Annotated in this window: 9 protein-coding genes; 3 read left to right on the forward strand and 6 right to left on the reverse strand. The window is 73.5% G+C overall.

The window, feature by feature from the left end:
- Positions 1-9 precede the first annotated feature (9 nt).
- Complete coding sequence (fxsT, locus tag ACEZDG_RS01540) at positions 10-2883, reverse strand: FxSxx-COOH system tetratricopeptide repeat protein (protein ID WP_380501333.1); 2874 nt, start codon at positions 2881-2883, stop codon at positions 10-12.
- A gap of 93 nt (positions 2884-2976) precedes the next feature.
- Complete coding sequence (locus ACEZDG_RS01545; RefSeq protein WP_380501335.1) at positions 2977-3627, reverse strand: GNAT family N-acetyltransferase; 651 nt, start codon at positions 3625-3627, stop codon at positions 2977-2979.
- 82 nt (positions 3628-3709) lie between these two features.
- Between ACEZDG_RS01545 and ACEZDG_RS01550 the strand changes: the two genes are divergently transcribed.
- On the forward strand, positions 3710-5050 hold the full coding sequence (locus ACEZDG_RS01550) for an acyltransferase family protein (RefSeq protein ID WP_380501337.1): 1341 nt from the start codon (positions 3710-3712) through the stop codon (positions 5048-5050).
- Between the two features lie 11 nt (positions 5051-5061).
- Here the strand turns inward: ACEZDG_RS01550 and ACEZDG_RS01555 are convergent, their stop codons facing one another.
- The 4 genes from ACEZDG_RS01555 to ACEZDG_RS01570 all read right to left on the reverse strand — a co-directional run bounded on the left by ACEZDG_RS01555 (position 5062) and on the right by ACEZDG_RS01570 (position 9795).
- Positions 5062-6825: an IlvD/Edd family dehydratase gene (locus ACEZDG_RS01555; protein WP_380501339.1), complete on the reverse strand. Its 1764-nt coding sequence runs from the start codon at positions 6823-6825 to the stop codon at positions 5062-5064.
- Complete coding sequence (locus ACEZDG_RS01560) at positions 6822-7721, reverse strand: dihydrodipicolinate synthase family protein (RefSeq protein ID WP_380501341.1); 900 nt, start codon at positions 7719-7721, stop codon at positions 6822-6824. The genes ACEZDG_RS01555 and ACEZDG_RS01560 overlap by 4 nt, the downstream gene beginning before the upstream one ends.
- A complete protein-coding gene (locus ACEZDG_RS01565) occupies positions 7721-8389 on the reverse strand; it encodes a GntR family transcriptional regulator (protein WP_380501343.1) in 669 nt (222 codons plus the stop codon). Before ACEZDG_RS01565 ends, ACEZDG_RS01560 begins: the two co-directional genes overlap by 1 nt.
- Before the next feature lie 119 nt (positions 8390-8508).
- Positions 8509-9795, reverse strand: coding sequence for an FAD-binding protein (locus ACEZDG_RS01570; protein ID WP_380501345.1), 1287 nt, complete (start codon positions 9793-9795; stop codon positions 8509-8511).
- A 137-nt stretch (positions 9796-9932) separates the two neighbouring features.
- On the opposite strand from ACEZDG_RS01570, the gene ACEZDG_RS01575 reads away from it, so the two are divergent.
- A complete protein-coding gene (locus ACEZDG_RS01575) occupies positions 9933-11606 on the forward strand; it encodes a glycosyltransferase family 2 protein (RefSeq protein ID WP_380501347.1) in 1674 nt (557 codons plus the stop codon).
- Positions 11607-11630: 24 nt separating this feature from the next.
- Positions 11631-14585: an SGNH hydrolase domain-containing protein gene (locus tag ACEZDG_RS01580; RefSeq protein ID WP_380501349.1), complete on the forward strand. Its 2955-nt coding sequence runs from the start codon at positions 11631-11633 to the stop codon at positions 14583-14585.
- Positions 14586-14590: the final 5 nt, after the last annotated feature.

Below are 14590 nucleotides of genomic sequence, written 5' to 3' on the forward strand. Positions count from 1 at the left end.
CGGCGGCCGTCAACGGCGTTTCTTCGAGGACTTGCCCTTCTTCCCGCCTGCGGGCTTGCGCGGAGCCAGCAGCTTCTGGGCTTCGAACGGCTGGCCTGAAGCGATCAGCGCGTGTGCGAGGTCCTCGGTGACGCCCTTGGTGCGAGGGTGGTCGTCGCCGAGAGAGCGACGCATACGGGTGCGGGCGTCCTTGAGGAGCTGCGCTGCCGCCCTGTGCTTCCCGAGGCTCCCCAAGGTGATCGCCAGGCCATGGACGCTGTCGAGCGTGTCGGGGTGGTCCTCACCCAGGACGCGGCGGCGCCGGGCCAACGTGTCCTCAGCCATACGGCGGGCCTCGGCATGGTCGCCAAGCCTGTGCACGGTGGCGGCCAGGCCGTGGGCGGATCGGAGCGTGTCGGGGTGGTCCTCACCCAGGACCCGGCGGAGCCGGGCCAACGTGTCCTCAGCCATACGGCGGGCCCCCGCATGGTCGCCAAGGCTGTGCACGGTGGAAGCCAGGCCGTGGGCGGATCGGAGCGTGTCGGGGTGGTCCTCACCCAGGACCCGGCGGCGCCGGGCCAACGTGTCCTCGTCCATGCGGCGGGCCTCCGCATAGTCGCCAAGGCTGTGCACGGTGGAAGCCAGGCCGTGGGCGGATCGGAGCGTGTCGGGGTGGTCCACGCCCAGGACCCGGCGGCGCCGGGCCAACGTGTCCTCGTGAATGCGGTAGACCTCCGCGTACAAGCCAAGGCTATACATGGTGGAGGCCAAGTTGTAGGCGGAGTGGAGGGTGTCAGGGTGGTCCTCACCCAGAACCCGGCGGCGCCGGGCCAACGTGTCCTCGTCCATGCGGCGGGCCTCCGCATACCCGCCAATGCTGTGCACGGCGCTGGCCAGGCCATAGGCGGAGTGGAGGGTGTCGGGATGGTCCACACCCAGGATTCGGCGGCGCCGGGCCAAGGTCTCCTCGTGCATGCGGCGGCGACCCTCGGCGTTTGTGCCGAGTTGGCTCAGGATGACCGCCAGGTCGTTGGCGGAGTGGAGCGTGTCGGGGTGGTCCACACCCAGGACGCGACAGCGGCGCTCAAAGGTGTCCTCGATGACGGCGTGGGCGCTGGTGAAGTCGCCGAGGTCGGAGGTGGCGTGGCCGATGTACTGCGCGGCTGTGAGGGCGTCGGGGTCGTCCGTTCCCGCAGTTCCTGACCAGGCGCGGTGGAGCGCGTCGGCGAGATCGTGTGCGGCCTGCGGTTGGCCGCTGTGGATCAGGTAACGGACGGTATTGAGCAGGGTCCCGCGCAGTGCCGACGTTTCAGCGGCGACAGGGCCCTGCGCTGCGAGATGGGCGTTGAGGGCGGCCCAAGCGGGCCAGCTGGCAGGCAGTTTGGGGTCTTCCGGCTGCACGGTCTCCAGGAGGGCGAGGGCGTCTGCCTGGATCGCCGCTGCGTCGTCCGCATTGGTCTGATCGCTGAGGACCGCCTGGGTGAGGCGGTGGATCTGGAAGGCGGTGTGGTCGACTCGGGCCAGGCCGTAGCGGGCCAGCGGCTGTAGGGCGGCATGCGGCCACATCAGGTCGTCGGGGTCGCCCGGGATGGTGGACAACTGCGGGCGGGCGGCTTCCAGCCAAGCGGTGGGAATGGGTTCGGGGCCGAGAAAGGCACCGAGCCGCAGCAAGGCAAGCGCGCCGGGGTTCTCGTCGGTCAGACGGGCGGTGGCGATGTCGACGGAGGCGCCCAGCGGGGCCGGGTAGCCCTGGGCACTGCCCAAAGCCAGGATCTGACCGGTCTTGGTGGTGAGCAGATGTTGGTAACGCTCGGCGCTCATCCCGCTGTTGAGTACACCGGCGGCCTGGGCAAGGGCGAGCGGGAGGTCCCCGAGGCTCTCGGCGAGTGCGTCGGCCTGGCCGGGGGCGAGGGTGGGCAGGCAGGTGGTGAGGTAGGCCAGGGACTCGGCGCGGGTGAAGACGTCCAGGCCGATGCTGGGCACGAGGGTGCCCCAGGCGGGGTTGCGGGAGGTGATCAGCACATGGCCAGGTCCACCAGGGAGCCAGGGCTCGATCGTCTCCGGGTTCTCGGCGTTGTCGAGGATGATCAGCCAGCGCTCGCGGGTCCGTAGGTGCCCGAGCAGCATGCGCGCGTTCTGGTCGGCCCCGGCCTCGGGCTTGTCGATCTCCAGGCGGGCGGCCAGTTCGGTGTAGTGGACCGGGAGTTGGTCGGCCTGCTCGGCGTCGATCCACCACACCAGGTCGTACTGGCTGGCGAACCGGTGGGCGTACTCCACCGCGATCTGGCTCTTGCCGATCCCGCCCAGCCCGTGCCACGCCTGGACGTGTCCCCCGCCCAGCAGGCCGTCACGGATGTGGGTGACCGTCTCCTCCCGCCCGGTGAAACGGGGGTTGCGGAGCCGCACGTTCCATACCTCGGGTGTGCCGGTGCTGCTCGGGAACCGGGGCCGCGCGCCGCCGGATCCCGCAGACGGCGTCGTAGTGCCCGGGAAGGCGGGTGCCGTGGCGGGTGCAGCAGGGCCGCGGACGGCGCGCAGCAGTTCGGCCGCAGCGGCGGGCTCGTCCAGCCCGTAGAGGCTGGGGGCCAGCAGCGCGCGCAGCAGCGGAGGGGTGGCCGCCGGGCTGACGGCGTCGATGCGAACGGGGACCATCTTCTGCTTCGCGGCCAGGACGGCGGCCCACTCCTCGGTCGTGAAGCGGGTCCGTTCGAAGTAGGCGGGGGAGAACAGGGCCACCATCCGCGCATCGCCGGCCAGGGCGTCGTTCATCTTCAGGATGAAGTTGTCGCCGGCCGCCCAGTCCCAGAAGTCGAGCTCGACCTGGTAGCCGGCCTCGCGCAACTGCCAGGCCACCCACTCCGCCCAGGCCCGGTCCGCCCCCGCATGACTGACGAAAAAATCCACCCGCCCCGCCCCACCACTCGCATCAGTACACCAACCGTCCGGTAGACGACATTAGAACCTCCGTCACTCCCCCACCTGCGAAAAGCCGAACAATCAGGCGGAAGCACCCAGCAGCGGCAGGCAGGGGGCCAGGCCGTCGATCGTCACCTCGGCATGCTGGGGCCCGGTCTCCCACTGGTCGCGGGTCAGTCGGAGCCGGTGCTCGGTGACGGGGGCGCCGCGGACGACCAGGCGGTGGATCCCGTCCGGTCGGTAGCCGAGCCCGCGGGAGACGGCGAGCGAGGCCGGGTTGTCGGAGAAGGCCCCTGACCTGGCCTGTTCCGCGCCCAGTCCGGCGAAGGCGAGGTGCAGCACCGCTGCCCTCATCTCAGTGCCGATGCCCTGGCCGTGGTGTTCCAGGCCGAGCCAGGAGCCGGTGCGGACCTCGCGCAGGGTGGCGAAGTCCTTGGCGCAGACCTCCTGCAGGCCGACGATCGTGCCGTCCCGGAACACGCCCAGCAGCAGGGACCAGTCCTCGGCCGTCCACCTGCCCAGGCTCAGCCAGAAGTACTGGAGTACGGAGCGGGCCCGCTCCGCCGGGGGCAGGTCGGTCCAGGGGTGGTTGAAGGGCATCCGGGCCGGGTCGTGGACGCCGCGGGCGGCGAGGTCGCCCAGCTCGGCGAGCTCCTCGGCGTCGGGGAGGCGCAGCTCCAGCCGGGGTGTGCGGACGTGGAGGCCGAAGAGCGGCCAGTGGTGGTTGAGCATGGACCATTGTTACGGGCACGAATTGGTTGCGGCATCCGGTTTTCCCTCGCGCCGCGGAGAGGACTGCGCCAGCATTCCCGGCATGACCAGAGACCGCTATGTCGACTTCCTGCGCGCCCTGGCGATCTGCCTGGTGGTGCTGGGCCACTGGCTGATCACCGGGCTGGTGCGGCGGGCCGACGGAACCCTGGACGCACCCGAGCTGCTGGCCACCGTCCACTGGACGCAGTGGCTGACCCTGGGCTTCCAGATCATGCCGCTGTTCTTCCTGGCCGGCGGCGCGGCGGCCGGCGGTTCCTGGGCCCGGCAGCTGTCCGCCGGGGGCGCGGCGCTGCCGTGGATCCGGGGGCGCGCGGTCCGGCTGCTGCTGCCGACCGCGGTGTACTCGGGGCTGGTGCTGCTCGCGGTGGTGGTCTGCTCGGGCGTGGGTGTCGACCCGGGGACGCTGTCGATGGTGGGCTGGGCGATGGGGATGCAGTTCTGGTTCCTGCCGGTGTATCTGCTGCTCAGCGCGATGACACCGGTGCTGCACTCGGCCCATCGACGATGGGGGCTGCGGGTGCCGCTCGCCCTCGGGGCCGTCGCCGTGCTGATCGATGTGCTGGTGCTGGCCGCGCACGCCCCGGTCGTCGGGCTGCTGGACTACGTGCTGGTCTGGGGCGTGGCCTACCAGTTGGGGTTCTGCTGGCAGGACGGGCTGCTGACCCGGGGCCGGGCACTGCCCGCCGCGATGGCGGCGGTGGGCGCGGCCGGGTTCGCGGGCCTGGTCGGCTTCGGGCCCTTCCCGTTGAGCCTGATCCTGGTCAGCGACGAGACCGTCAGCAATACCAATCCCCCGTCAGTGGCGATGCTGTCCTGGGCGGTGGCGCAGATCGGCGTGTGCCTGCTGCTGGCGGCCCCCGTACGGCGGTGGCTGGCCCGCGAGCGGGTGTGGCGGACCGTCAGGCCGGTCGGCGGGGCCAGCATGACCCTCTACCTCTGGCACATGCTGCCGGTGCTGGTGGTCGCGGCGGTGTTCTACCTGACCGGCCTCGCGCCCGAGCCGGGGTACGGCTCGGGCTCCTGGTGGGCGCTCCGGCTGCCCTGGCTGCTGCTGCTCACGGCGGTCCTGCTCGGCCTCGTGGCGCTGCTGCAGCCGCTGGAACGGCTGCTGGTCAGGGTCGGCGTTCGGTCTCGTCCGGACCAGGAGGTGCGCCAGCCGCTGCTGCTCTGGCTGGGCCTGGCGGCGAGTGTCGCGGCGCTGGCCCGGTTCGCGGTGCAGGGCTTCGCCCATGACGGACGGTTCCCGGCGCTGCCCGCGCTGGGGCTGGCGCTGGGGGCGGCGCTGGTGCTGCTGCCCTCGCGCAGCGCGCCGGGCACCGAGTTGCCGAAGGAACGGGACGAGCAGGCGGCGGGTGCCGAACCCTCGTCCGTGCCCGGCTGAGCAGGAGACCGTCAGTGCGGGTCCGGGAAGGGGTCGCGCCCCGGGTGGGCCAGGAAGTCGAAGTCGCAGCCCTCGTCGGCCTGGGTGACATGCTCGGCGTAGAGCGATCCGTATCCGCGCCGGAAGACCGGCGGCGGGGGCGTCCAGGCCCTCCGTCGGCGCTCCAACTCGGCTGGTTCGACCTCCAGTTGGAGCAGCCTCCGGCCCACGTCCAGGGTGATCGGGTCTCCGCTGCGGACCAGTGCCAGCGGGCCGCCCGCGTGCGACTCGGGGGCGATGTGCAGTACGCAGGTGCCGTAGCTGGTGCCGCTCATCCTGGCGTCGGAGATCCGGACCAGGTCGGTGACCCCCGCCTCCAGCAGGTACGCGGGGATCGGCAGCATCCCGTACTCCGGCATGCCGGGGCCGCCGAGCGGGCCGGCGCCGCGCAGCACCAGCACGCTGTCCGCGGTGATGCCGAGCGCCGGGTCGTCGATGCCCGCGCGCAGTTCGGCGTAGGAGTCGAAGACCACGGCGGGTCCGGTGTGGCACAGCAGCGCCGGGCTGGAGGCCAGGTGCTTGATCACCGCGCCGCCGGGGGCGAGGTTGCCGTGCAGCACCGCGACGCCGCCCTCCTCGGCGACCGGCTTGCCGGGCGTGCGGATCGCGGGCCCGGTCGTCTCCGCATCGGCGTAGTAGGTGCCGAACGGGCGGCCGGCCACGGTCGGACGGTCCGGGTGCAGCGCGCCCGGCACGGTGCTCAACTGCCGTAGCAGGGCCGGGAGTCCACCGGCGTAGTAGAAGTCCTCCAGCAGGTACTCCCCCACCGGGCGGACGTCGGCGAGCACCGGGACCCGGCGGCCGAGGGCGTCGAAGTCCTCCAGCGAGAGCGGGACGCCGACCCGTCCGGCCATGGCGATCAGGTGGATCAGGGCGTTGGTGGAGCCGCCGAGCGCGAGCACGGTCGCGGCGGCGTCCTCGAAGGCCTCGCGGGTCATCACCACCGCCGGGGTGGTGTCCTCGCGGACCAGCTCGACGATCCGGAGTCCGCTCGCGGCGGCCATCCGGTGGTGCGCCGAGTCGACGGCGGGGATCGCGGACGAACCCGGCAGCGCCATGCCGAGGGCCTCGGCGGCCGCGGTCATGGTGGAGGCGGTGCCCATGGTCATGCAGTGGCCCGGGGAGCGGGCCAGGCCGCAGGAGAGCTGGGACATCTCGCACTCGTCGATCCGCCCGGCCCGGTACTCGTCCCAGTAGGCCCACAGGTCGGTGCCGCTGCCGAGGGTGCGCCCCCGGTGGTGGCCGCGCAGCATCGGCCCGGACGGGACGACCAGGGCGGGCAGCCCGGCGCTGGCCGCGCCCATCAGCAGGGCGGGGACGGTCTTGTCGCAGCCGCCCATCAGCACCGCGCCGTCGACCGGGTAGGAGCGGAGCAGTTCCTCGGTCTCCATGGCGAGGAGGTTGCGGTAGAGCATGGGGGTGGGCTTCTGGAAGGTCTCGGAGAGGGTGGAGACCGGGAACTCCAGCGGGAAGCCTCCGGCCTGCCAGACTCCGCGCTTGACCTGCTCGGCGCGTTCGCGCAGGTGCATGTGGCAGGGGTTGATGTCGGACCAGGGGTTGAGGATCGCGATGACCGGCTTGCCGAGGTGCTCCTCGGGGAGGTAGCCGAGCTGGCGCATCCGCGAGCGGTGGCTGAAGGCGCGCAGGCCGCCGCCGGTCCCGGATCCGCCACCACCCTCGGCGCCGCCGTCGCTGTCGCCGAACCAGGCCGCGCTGCGCAGGGGCTTGCCGCTCACAGCCACCCCTCCTTCTGCCAGTCGGCGAGGGACTCGGCGATCCGGGCCCTGACCGGGCCGGGCAGCAGCCGCGAGGGCGGCCGTACCGCGCGGTCGCAGAGCCCGAGTTGGGCCAGCGCCTCCTTGACCACGCTGACGTTGTCGGCGGCGGCGTCGGCGGCCCGCAGTTCCTCGAAGCCGCGGGCGGACTCCCAGATCCGCATCGCCTCGGGGTAGTCGCCGTCCCTGAGCGCGAAGAGCAGGGCCAGTGAGAGTTCGGGCACCACATTGACCAGGCCCGAGGTGAAGCCGGTCGCACCGGCGGCCCAGTACCCGGGGGCGGAGAGCTCGGCCAGCCCGGCCACCCAGCCGAGCCGGTCCGACCGGGTGTCCCGGGCGACCGAGGCGAAGCGGACCGGGTCCGGGACGGCGTACTTCACCCCGATCAGGTTGGGGCAGCGGTCGGCGAGGGCCCGGATTTCCGCGCCGCCGATCCGCTCGTCCCTGACGTAGAGGACCACGCCCAGGCCGGGGGCCGCGTCGGCGATGGCGCGGTGGTAGTCGATCCAGCCCTCGGCGGACCGGTAGGGGTGCACCGGTTGATGGATCATCAGCGCCCCCGCGCCCGCCCCGGCGGCGTGCCGGGCCGCGGCCGTCGCGCCCGGCAGGTCCAGACCGACGCCGACCACAACCTCCGCCCCGCCGCCGGCCGCCGCCACGGCCGCCACCGCGGACTCGACCGCGCGGCGGGCCTCGGACGGGGTGAGGGCGTAGAACTCGCCGGTGTTGCCGTTGACGGTGACGGTGCTGATGCCGTGGGCCACCAGACGGCCGATCAGGGCGGCGTGGGCGTCCCAGTCGACCCCGCCGTCCGGGGCGAACGGCGTGACGGGTATCGCGACCACGGTGTCGAGCATCAGACATCCCCCTCGGTGAACGAACGGGCCACGAAGGAACTGATATGACGGTGCGTCAATTCCCGTACCAGCTCCGGGTCGCCGGCCTCGGCCGCGGCCAGGATGGCCCGGTGCTCGCGGGCCTCGTCCGCCCAGGACGGCACCGTCGCCCAGGTCGCACCGGCCACCAGCGCGGTCTGGTCCCGGAGTTCGTCCAGCGACTTCACCAGCAGCGGGTTGCCGCAGCCCGAGTAGAGCGCCCGGTGGAAGTCCCGGTTGGCCAGGGAGCGGTCGGCGGCGTCGGCCGCGAGGTCGGCCCGGTCCAGCGCCGCTCCGGCCGCCTCCCACCTGCGGCTCCCCTCGGCGGAGGCCGCGGCGGCGGTGGTACGGGCGGCGGCGTCGGGTTCGAGCAGCAGCCGCATGTCGTAGACGCAGCGGGCCAGCCCCTGGTCCAACTCCCGGACGGCGGCCCCCTTGTAGGGGCTCATGGCGACGAGCCCGGATCCGGCCAGGGTCTTCAGCGCCTCCCGCACCGGGGTCTTCGACACACCGAGCCGGGCCGCCAACTCGGTCTCGACCAGGGCCTGTCCCGGCTTCAGCTCGCCGGTCAGGATCGCGTGCCGGATCGCGTCGAGCACCGCCTCGGTACGGGACGGCAGCGAGCCGGGACGGGGCAGGGTGTCGGACACGCGGAGGGCTCCCGGGATCGTCGCAGGGCTGCTGATATCAGATGTCTCATATATGATGTGCGACAAGCCAGCCCAGGCGCAAGGGGCCCACCCCGACGCAAGGGGCCCGCCCCGTCCTCTCAGACGGCCAGCACGCCCCGCACCAGCGCGTTCTGGAACTTGCCCGCCGGATCCAGCTCGGCCGCCAGCTTCCGGAAGTCCGCGATGCGCTCGTACCGCGCCGCCACCTCGCCGACACCCGCCGTGAACAGCTTTCCCCAGTGCGGGCGCGCGCCCAGCGGGGCGAGCGCGGCCTCCACCGCCGCCAGCACCGGGGCCACCACCGTCTCGTCCGGGACCCAGGTGAAGTGGAAGGCCACCGAGTCGCGGCCGTAGGCGGGGCTGAGCCAGAGCCGGTCCGCCGCGACCGTGCGCATCTCCGAGATCTGCAGCACCGGCGCGATCCGGTCGCCGAGGCCGCGCAGGGCGGTGATGGCCGCCGCGGCGGCCGTCCTCGGCAGCAGGAACTCGGACTGCAGCTCCGCGCCCGCGCTCGGGGTGAAATCGGGCCGGAAGTGCGGAAGCCGCTCGTGCCAGGGGCCGGGGACGCCGAGCTGGGCGGTGCAGTGGGTGGCCGGGACGCCGGGGACGGGGTGGTGCGGACGGTCGGCCGGGACGGCGCCCAGCGGCGGCTCCGGCACGGCCGAGCCACCGTCACCGCCGACGCCACCGTCACCGTCGCCGCGGAGCTTGAGCCAGAGCCGGGCCTCCGGTGCGTGCCAGTCGGTGAAGACGCTGACGCTGTAGCCCGCGCCGGTCGCCGCCGCCGGGTCCGCGGCGAGGGCGTCCAGGCTCAGGCCGGTGTAGACGTACTGGGACACCTGGTAGGTCGGCTCCACGTCCAGGGTCACCGCGGTGACCACGCCCAGTGCGCCGAGGTGGACCGGGGCGCCGTCGAAGCCTTCCGCGCCGCGGGCGATCCGGACCAGGTCGCCGTCCGGGCCGACCAGTTCCAGCGCGGCCACGGCCGAGGCGAGGCCCTGGTTGCCGTCACCCGAGCCGTGGGTGCCGGTGGCGACGGCTCCGGCGACCGAGATGTGCGGCAGCGAGGCCAGGTTGGCCAGGGCGAGCCCGTCCGCCTGGAGCAGTTCCGCGACCTGGGCGTGGCGCATTCCGGCCGCGACGGTGACGGTGGAGCGCTCGGCGTCGACCTCGTACCGGGGCGGCAGGCCGGCCAGCGAGAGCAGGGTGCCGCCGGCGTCGGTGTCGGCGACGCGGTTGAAGGAGTGGCCGGTCCCGAGCACCCGGACCGACCGGGCCGCGGCCACCGTGCGGCGCAGTTCGTCCAGGTCAGCGGGACGCTGCAGCCGGTCCGCGGTGAAAGTGATGTTCCCGGCCCAGTTGGTCACGCCGTTGCTGCTCGCCATGCGTCCGCTCCCCTGCCGAGATCCACACCTGTGATCGCCACCCTAACCGCCGCACGTTGCCGAACGTTCACCCCGCCGACTGTTCCAGCTCGTGGACTAGACCACTTTGGTCTAGACCACTAGGTTACGGTCGCCGCATGACCGTGCATCATCTTCCTTCTCCTCCTGACGATCAGGAGCTGTACTGGTACTTCGGACCGCAGCGCCGCTGGGTCCTGCTGTGCACCTCACTGGCCTTCACCCTCACCGCGGCGAGCATGTTCGCCTTCGCGCTGCGCACCCCCGCCCTCTGGGCCTTCCTCGGCGTGCTCGGGCTCAACCTGGTCGCGCTGTGCCTCTCCTCGGCCAACAGCCTGCGGCAGCGCCGGCTCACCCTGCGCTCGCACCAGGTCCTGGTCCGGGCCTGGCAGCCGGCCGACCACCCCTCCGTCGACCTCTACCTCCCCACCTGCGGCGAACCGCTGGACGTGCTGGCCAACGCCTACCGCGCCGCCGCGCTGGTCGAGTGGCCCGGGCAGCTGACGGTCTGGGTGCTGGACGACGCCGACCGGGCCGAGGTGGCCGAGCTGGCCGCCGAGCACGGCTTCCGCTACGTGGTCCGCCCGGACCGCGGCCATCTGAAGAAGGCCGGGAACCTCAACCACGCGCTGACCCTCAGTCAGGGCGAGTACGTGGCCATCCTGGACGCCGACTTCGCCCCGCGCCCGGACGCCCTGCGCCATCTGCTCCCCTACTTCGCCGACCCCGAGGTCGGCATCGTGCAGAGCCCGCAGTGCTTCGACACCACCGCCGAGATGGGCTGGATCCAGCGCGCCGCCGGATCCGCGCAGGAGTGGTTCTTCCGCTGGATCCAGCCCTCCAGGGACGCCAGCGACGCCGCGATCTGCTGCGGCAGCAACGCCGTCTACCGGCGCACGGCCCTGGACGCCGCCGGCGGCTTCGCCCGGCTGGACCACAGCGAGGACTTGTACACCGGGCTCGGCCTGTACGGGCAGGGCTACCGCACCCTCTACGTCCCGGTGCTGGTCGCCAAGGGCACCTCGCCGGACAGCCTGGCCTCGTTCGTGAACCAGCAGTACCGCTGGGCGATGGGCAATCTGCACCTGCTGCGCGGCCGTGACCTGCACCGGGCCGGCGCGCCCTGGCGGATGCGGCTGTGCTTCTACGAGGGTGTGGTCGGTTATCTGGCCATGGTGGTCAACACCTTCGCCGCGCCGCTCCCGCCGCTGGTGATGATGTTCTGGTACCCGGAGCAGATCCGGCCCTGGCACGTGCTGCCGATGCTGGCCCCGCTGTGGCTCTGGCATGTGCTGCTGCCCCGGGTCAGCCGGACCCGCTGGCGGCTCGAGGTGATCCGGGCCAACCTGCTGATGAGCATCGCGGCGGGCGCCGCCTTCTGGCACGTGCTGCGCGGACGCAGCGCCGCCTGGGTGCCGACCGGGGCCGGGAAGGCCCGGCCGGGCGGGCTGGCCCGACGGGTGGTGATCGTCTCCGCGGTCTGGGTGGCCGCCTCCAACGGGGCCGCGGCGGCCGGGATCGCCTGGGACGTGGCGCGCTACGGCTGGCAGCCCAACTGGGGCCTCGGGCTCTACCTGCTGGTGCAGTGTCAGCTCGGCCTGCCGCTGCTGCGCGACCTGCTCAAGGAGCTGTGGCCGCAGCGTGCGCCCCGGCTGCGCGCCGCGCGGCTGCGCCCGGTCGAGCGCCGCGCGGGTGTGCTGCCGCGGCGCTGGCCCGAGGCGCTGGCGTTCAGCGCCTCGCTCGTCCTGATCGCTGTGCTGGCCTCCGGCCAGGTCAACCCGATGCTGCCCTGACCGGGGCAGAAAGGTCACTCTCTCGTGTCTCCCACCGCGGCCCCGCCCACGCCCACGCGGACCAGCATCTCCCCGCCCACGCCCCCGTCCCCGGAGCGGCCCGGCCGGGCCGGGTTCCGGCCTGACATCGAGGGCCTGCGCGCCGTCGCGCTGCTCGCCGTCCTCGGCTTCCACGCCTCGGTTCCGCACCTGGCCGGCGGTTATGTCGGGGTGGATGTCTTCTTCGTCATCTCCGGCTACCTGATCACCTCGCTGCTGCTGCGCGAGGCGCTCGGCACCGGGCGGATCGCGCTGGGCGAGTTCTTCGCCCGCCGAGCCCGGCGGCTGCTGCCGTCGGCCGCCCTGGTCCTGGTCGCGGTGGTGCCGCTGGGGCTGTGGCTGGTCGCCCCGCTGCGGCGGGCGGACCTCTGCCACGACGTCCTGGCCGCCGCGCTCAGCGTCTCCAACTGGCGCTTCATCAACGAGCAGACCGACTACCTGGCGGCCGGACGCGATCCCAGCCCGCTGCTGCACTTCTGGTCGCTGGCCGTGGAGGAGCAGTTCTACCTGGTCTGGGCCCCGCTGGTGGCGCTGCTTGTGCTGGTCGCCGCCCGAAGGCCGCGCCCGGCCCGGCTGGTGCTGCTGGCCGCGACCACGGCCGCGACGGCCGGCTCGTTCCTGCTCTGCCTGCGCTGGAGCAGCGGCTCGGTGTCCCTGGCCTACCTCGGCACCCCGTCCCGGGCCTGGCAGTTCGGCGTGGGCGCGCTGCTGGCGCTGCTGCCCTGGCGCCGGCTGAAGGGCCCGCGCCCGCTGCGGGCGGTCTGCGGCTGGGCGGGCGCGGCGGCGATCCTCTACGCCTGCGTGCGCTACGACGCGGCGACCCCGTACCCGGGTACGGCGGCGCTGCTGCCCACGCTCGGCGCGGCGGCGGTGATCCTGGCCGGGGCCCCCGACCGGGACGGCGAGGCGCAGGGCGCTCCGCGCTACGGGGTGGGACGGCTGCTGGCGCTGCGCGGGCCGCGGGCGGTCGGCCGGATCTCCTACAACCTCTACCTCTGGCACTGGCCGGTCCTGGTGCTGGCGCAGGCCCGGTTCGGCCCGCTGGGCTGGCCGGTGAAGGCCGCGCTGACGCTGGCCGCCGTGCTGCCCGCGGCCGCGGCCATGCGCTGGGTCGAACGTCCGCTGCGGCGCTCGGCCGTGGTGTCGGAGCTGCCCCGGCGCGGGCTCTCGCTGGGTCTGGCCGCCGTCGTGATCCCGGTGGTGCTGGCCCTGGTGGCCGGCAGCGGCACCCTGCGGCTGCTGGGCAACGGCACCCCGGTGGACCTGGCCGGGCTCCCGCCCGGCGCGGCCTCGGGCAGTTCGCTGCTGGAGCACAGCACCGGCGGCTCGGTCACCGGCCCGGTGGTGCCGAACCCGATCCAGGCCAGGAACAGCTTCCCGCCGGACCGGGACTGCGAGGTCGCCCCCGCCGCCACCGTCAGCCCGGCGCACTGCGTGTTCGGCGACACCGGCAGCACCCACCGGATCGTGCTGCTCGGCGACTCCCACGCGGGCCAGTGGTTCTCCACCCTGCTCGGGGTCGCGGCCGAACGGCACTGGGCGCTGGAAGAGTTGGTCAAGCAGGGCTGCCCACTGCCCCGACTGACCGTCAGCAACCCCCAGCTGGGCCGTACTTACACCGAGTGCGACACCTGGCGGGCCGGAACCCTGGACCGGCTGCGGGCCGAGCCCCGGCCCGATCTGATCGTCATCGCCTCGCTCAACCGCTACACCGCCGACGCCAAGGCGCTGGCCGCCGGCTGGGAGCAGACACTGACGCCGCTGCGGGCGCTCGGCGTGCCGATCGTCTACCTCAAGGACACCCCCGTGCCGGGCACGGACATCCCCGCCTGCGTGTCCGGGCACCGCAGCGACCCCGGTGACTGCGACTTCCCCCGCGCCCAGGCGCTGCTGCCCGACCCGCTGGCGGACGCCGTCGCGGCCGGGCGGGAGCCGGGGGTGCGGGTGCTGGACCTCAACCCGGTGCTCTGCCCCGGCACCGGCCAGGACTGCCCGGCGGTACGGGACCGGATCCTGCTCTACCGCGACAGCGCGCACCTCACCGATGTCGCGGCGGTGGTGCTGACCGCGCGGATGGCCGCGCTGCTCGCGCCGGTGCCGGCGGGCAGCGGCAGCACCGGTACGGGGTGGACGCCGCTGTTCCGGGACGACTTCAACGGTCCGGCCGGCGCCAGGCCGTCAGGCGCGCTGTGGAAGGCCGACCTCGGCACCTGCTACCCGGGCTGCCCGGCGGCGGCCTGGGGCACCGGCGAGGTGGAGACCATGACCGACTCCACCGCCAACGTCCGGCTGGACGGCAGGGGCGCGCTGGAGATCCTGCCGACCAGGACCGCCGACGGCGGCTGGGCCTCGGGCCGGATCGAGTCGCGCCGGGCCGACCTGGCGGCGCCGCCCGGCGGTCTGCTGCGGATCGAGGCGTCGATCCAGCTGCCCGACGTCAGCGGCGCCGCGGCGGCCGGCTACTGGCCCGCGTTCTGGGCCCTCGGCGGCGCGCTGCGGAACGGTTGGACCGGCTGGCCGGGGGTCGGCGAGTGGGACGTGATGGAGTCGGTGGACGGACGGCCCTCGGTCTTCGGCACGCTGCACTGCGGGACCGTCGCGGGCGGCCCGTGCCGGGAGCCGCAGGGCCTCGGCTCGGGCGAGCAGCCGTGCCCGGCCTGCGGCACCGGCTTCCACCGCTACGCCGTGGAGGTGGACCGCTCGGCCAGCCCGGAGCAGGTGCGCTGGTACCTGGACGGCCGCGAGTACCACCGGGTGTCGGCCGCCGGGATCGACCCGGCGGTCTGGAGCCGGGCCGTGGACCACGGGATGTTCCTGATCCTGGACCTGGCGATCGGCGGCGGCCTGCCCGCCGCCCTCGGCGGGCAGCCCGGGCCGGCCACCCAGCCGGGCCATCCGCTGCGCATCGACTCGGTGACGGCGGAGGTGCGCAGGGGTTGACGGTC

The organism is Streptacidiphilus alkalitolerans (assembly GCF_042511045.1).
In the GTDB taxonomy this organism is placed as follows: Bacteria; Actinomycetota; Actinomycetes; order Streptomycetales; family Streptomycetaceae; genus Streptacidiphilus; species Streptacidiphilus alkalitolerans.

Excerpts from the sequence above, each read along its gene's own strand:
- ACEZDG_RS01560 (WP_380501341.1), bottom strand. The coding sequence starts at position 7,721 with ATGCTCGACACCGTGGTCGCGATACCCGTCACGCCGTTCGCCCCGGAC.
- ACEZDG_RS01550 (WP_380501337.1), top strand. The coding sequence starts at position 3,710 with ATGACCAGAGACCGCTATGTCGACTTCCTGCGCGCCCTGGCGATCTGC.
- ACEZDG_RS01575 (WP_380501347.1), top strand. The coding sequence starts at position 9,933 with ATGACCGTGCATCATCTTCCTTCTCCTCCTGACGATCAGGAGCTGTAC.
- ACEZDG_RS01545 (WP_380501335.1), bottom strand. The coding sequence starts at position 3,627 with ATGCTCAACCACCACTGGCCGCTCTTCGGCCTCCACGTCCGCACACCC.
- ACEZDG_RS01570 (WP_380501345.1), bottom strand. The coding sequence starts at position 9,795 with ATGGCGAGCAGCAACGGCGTGACCAACTGGGCCGGGAACATCACTTTC.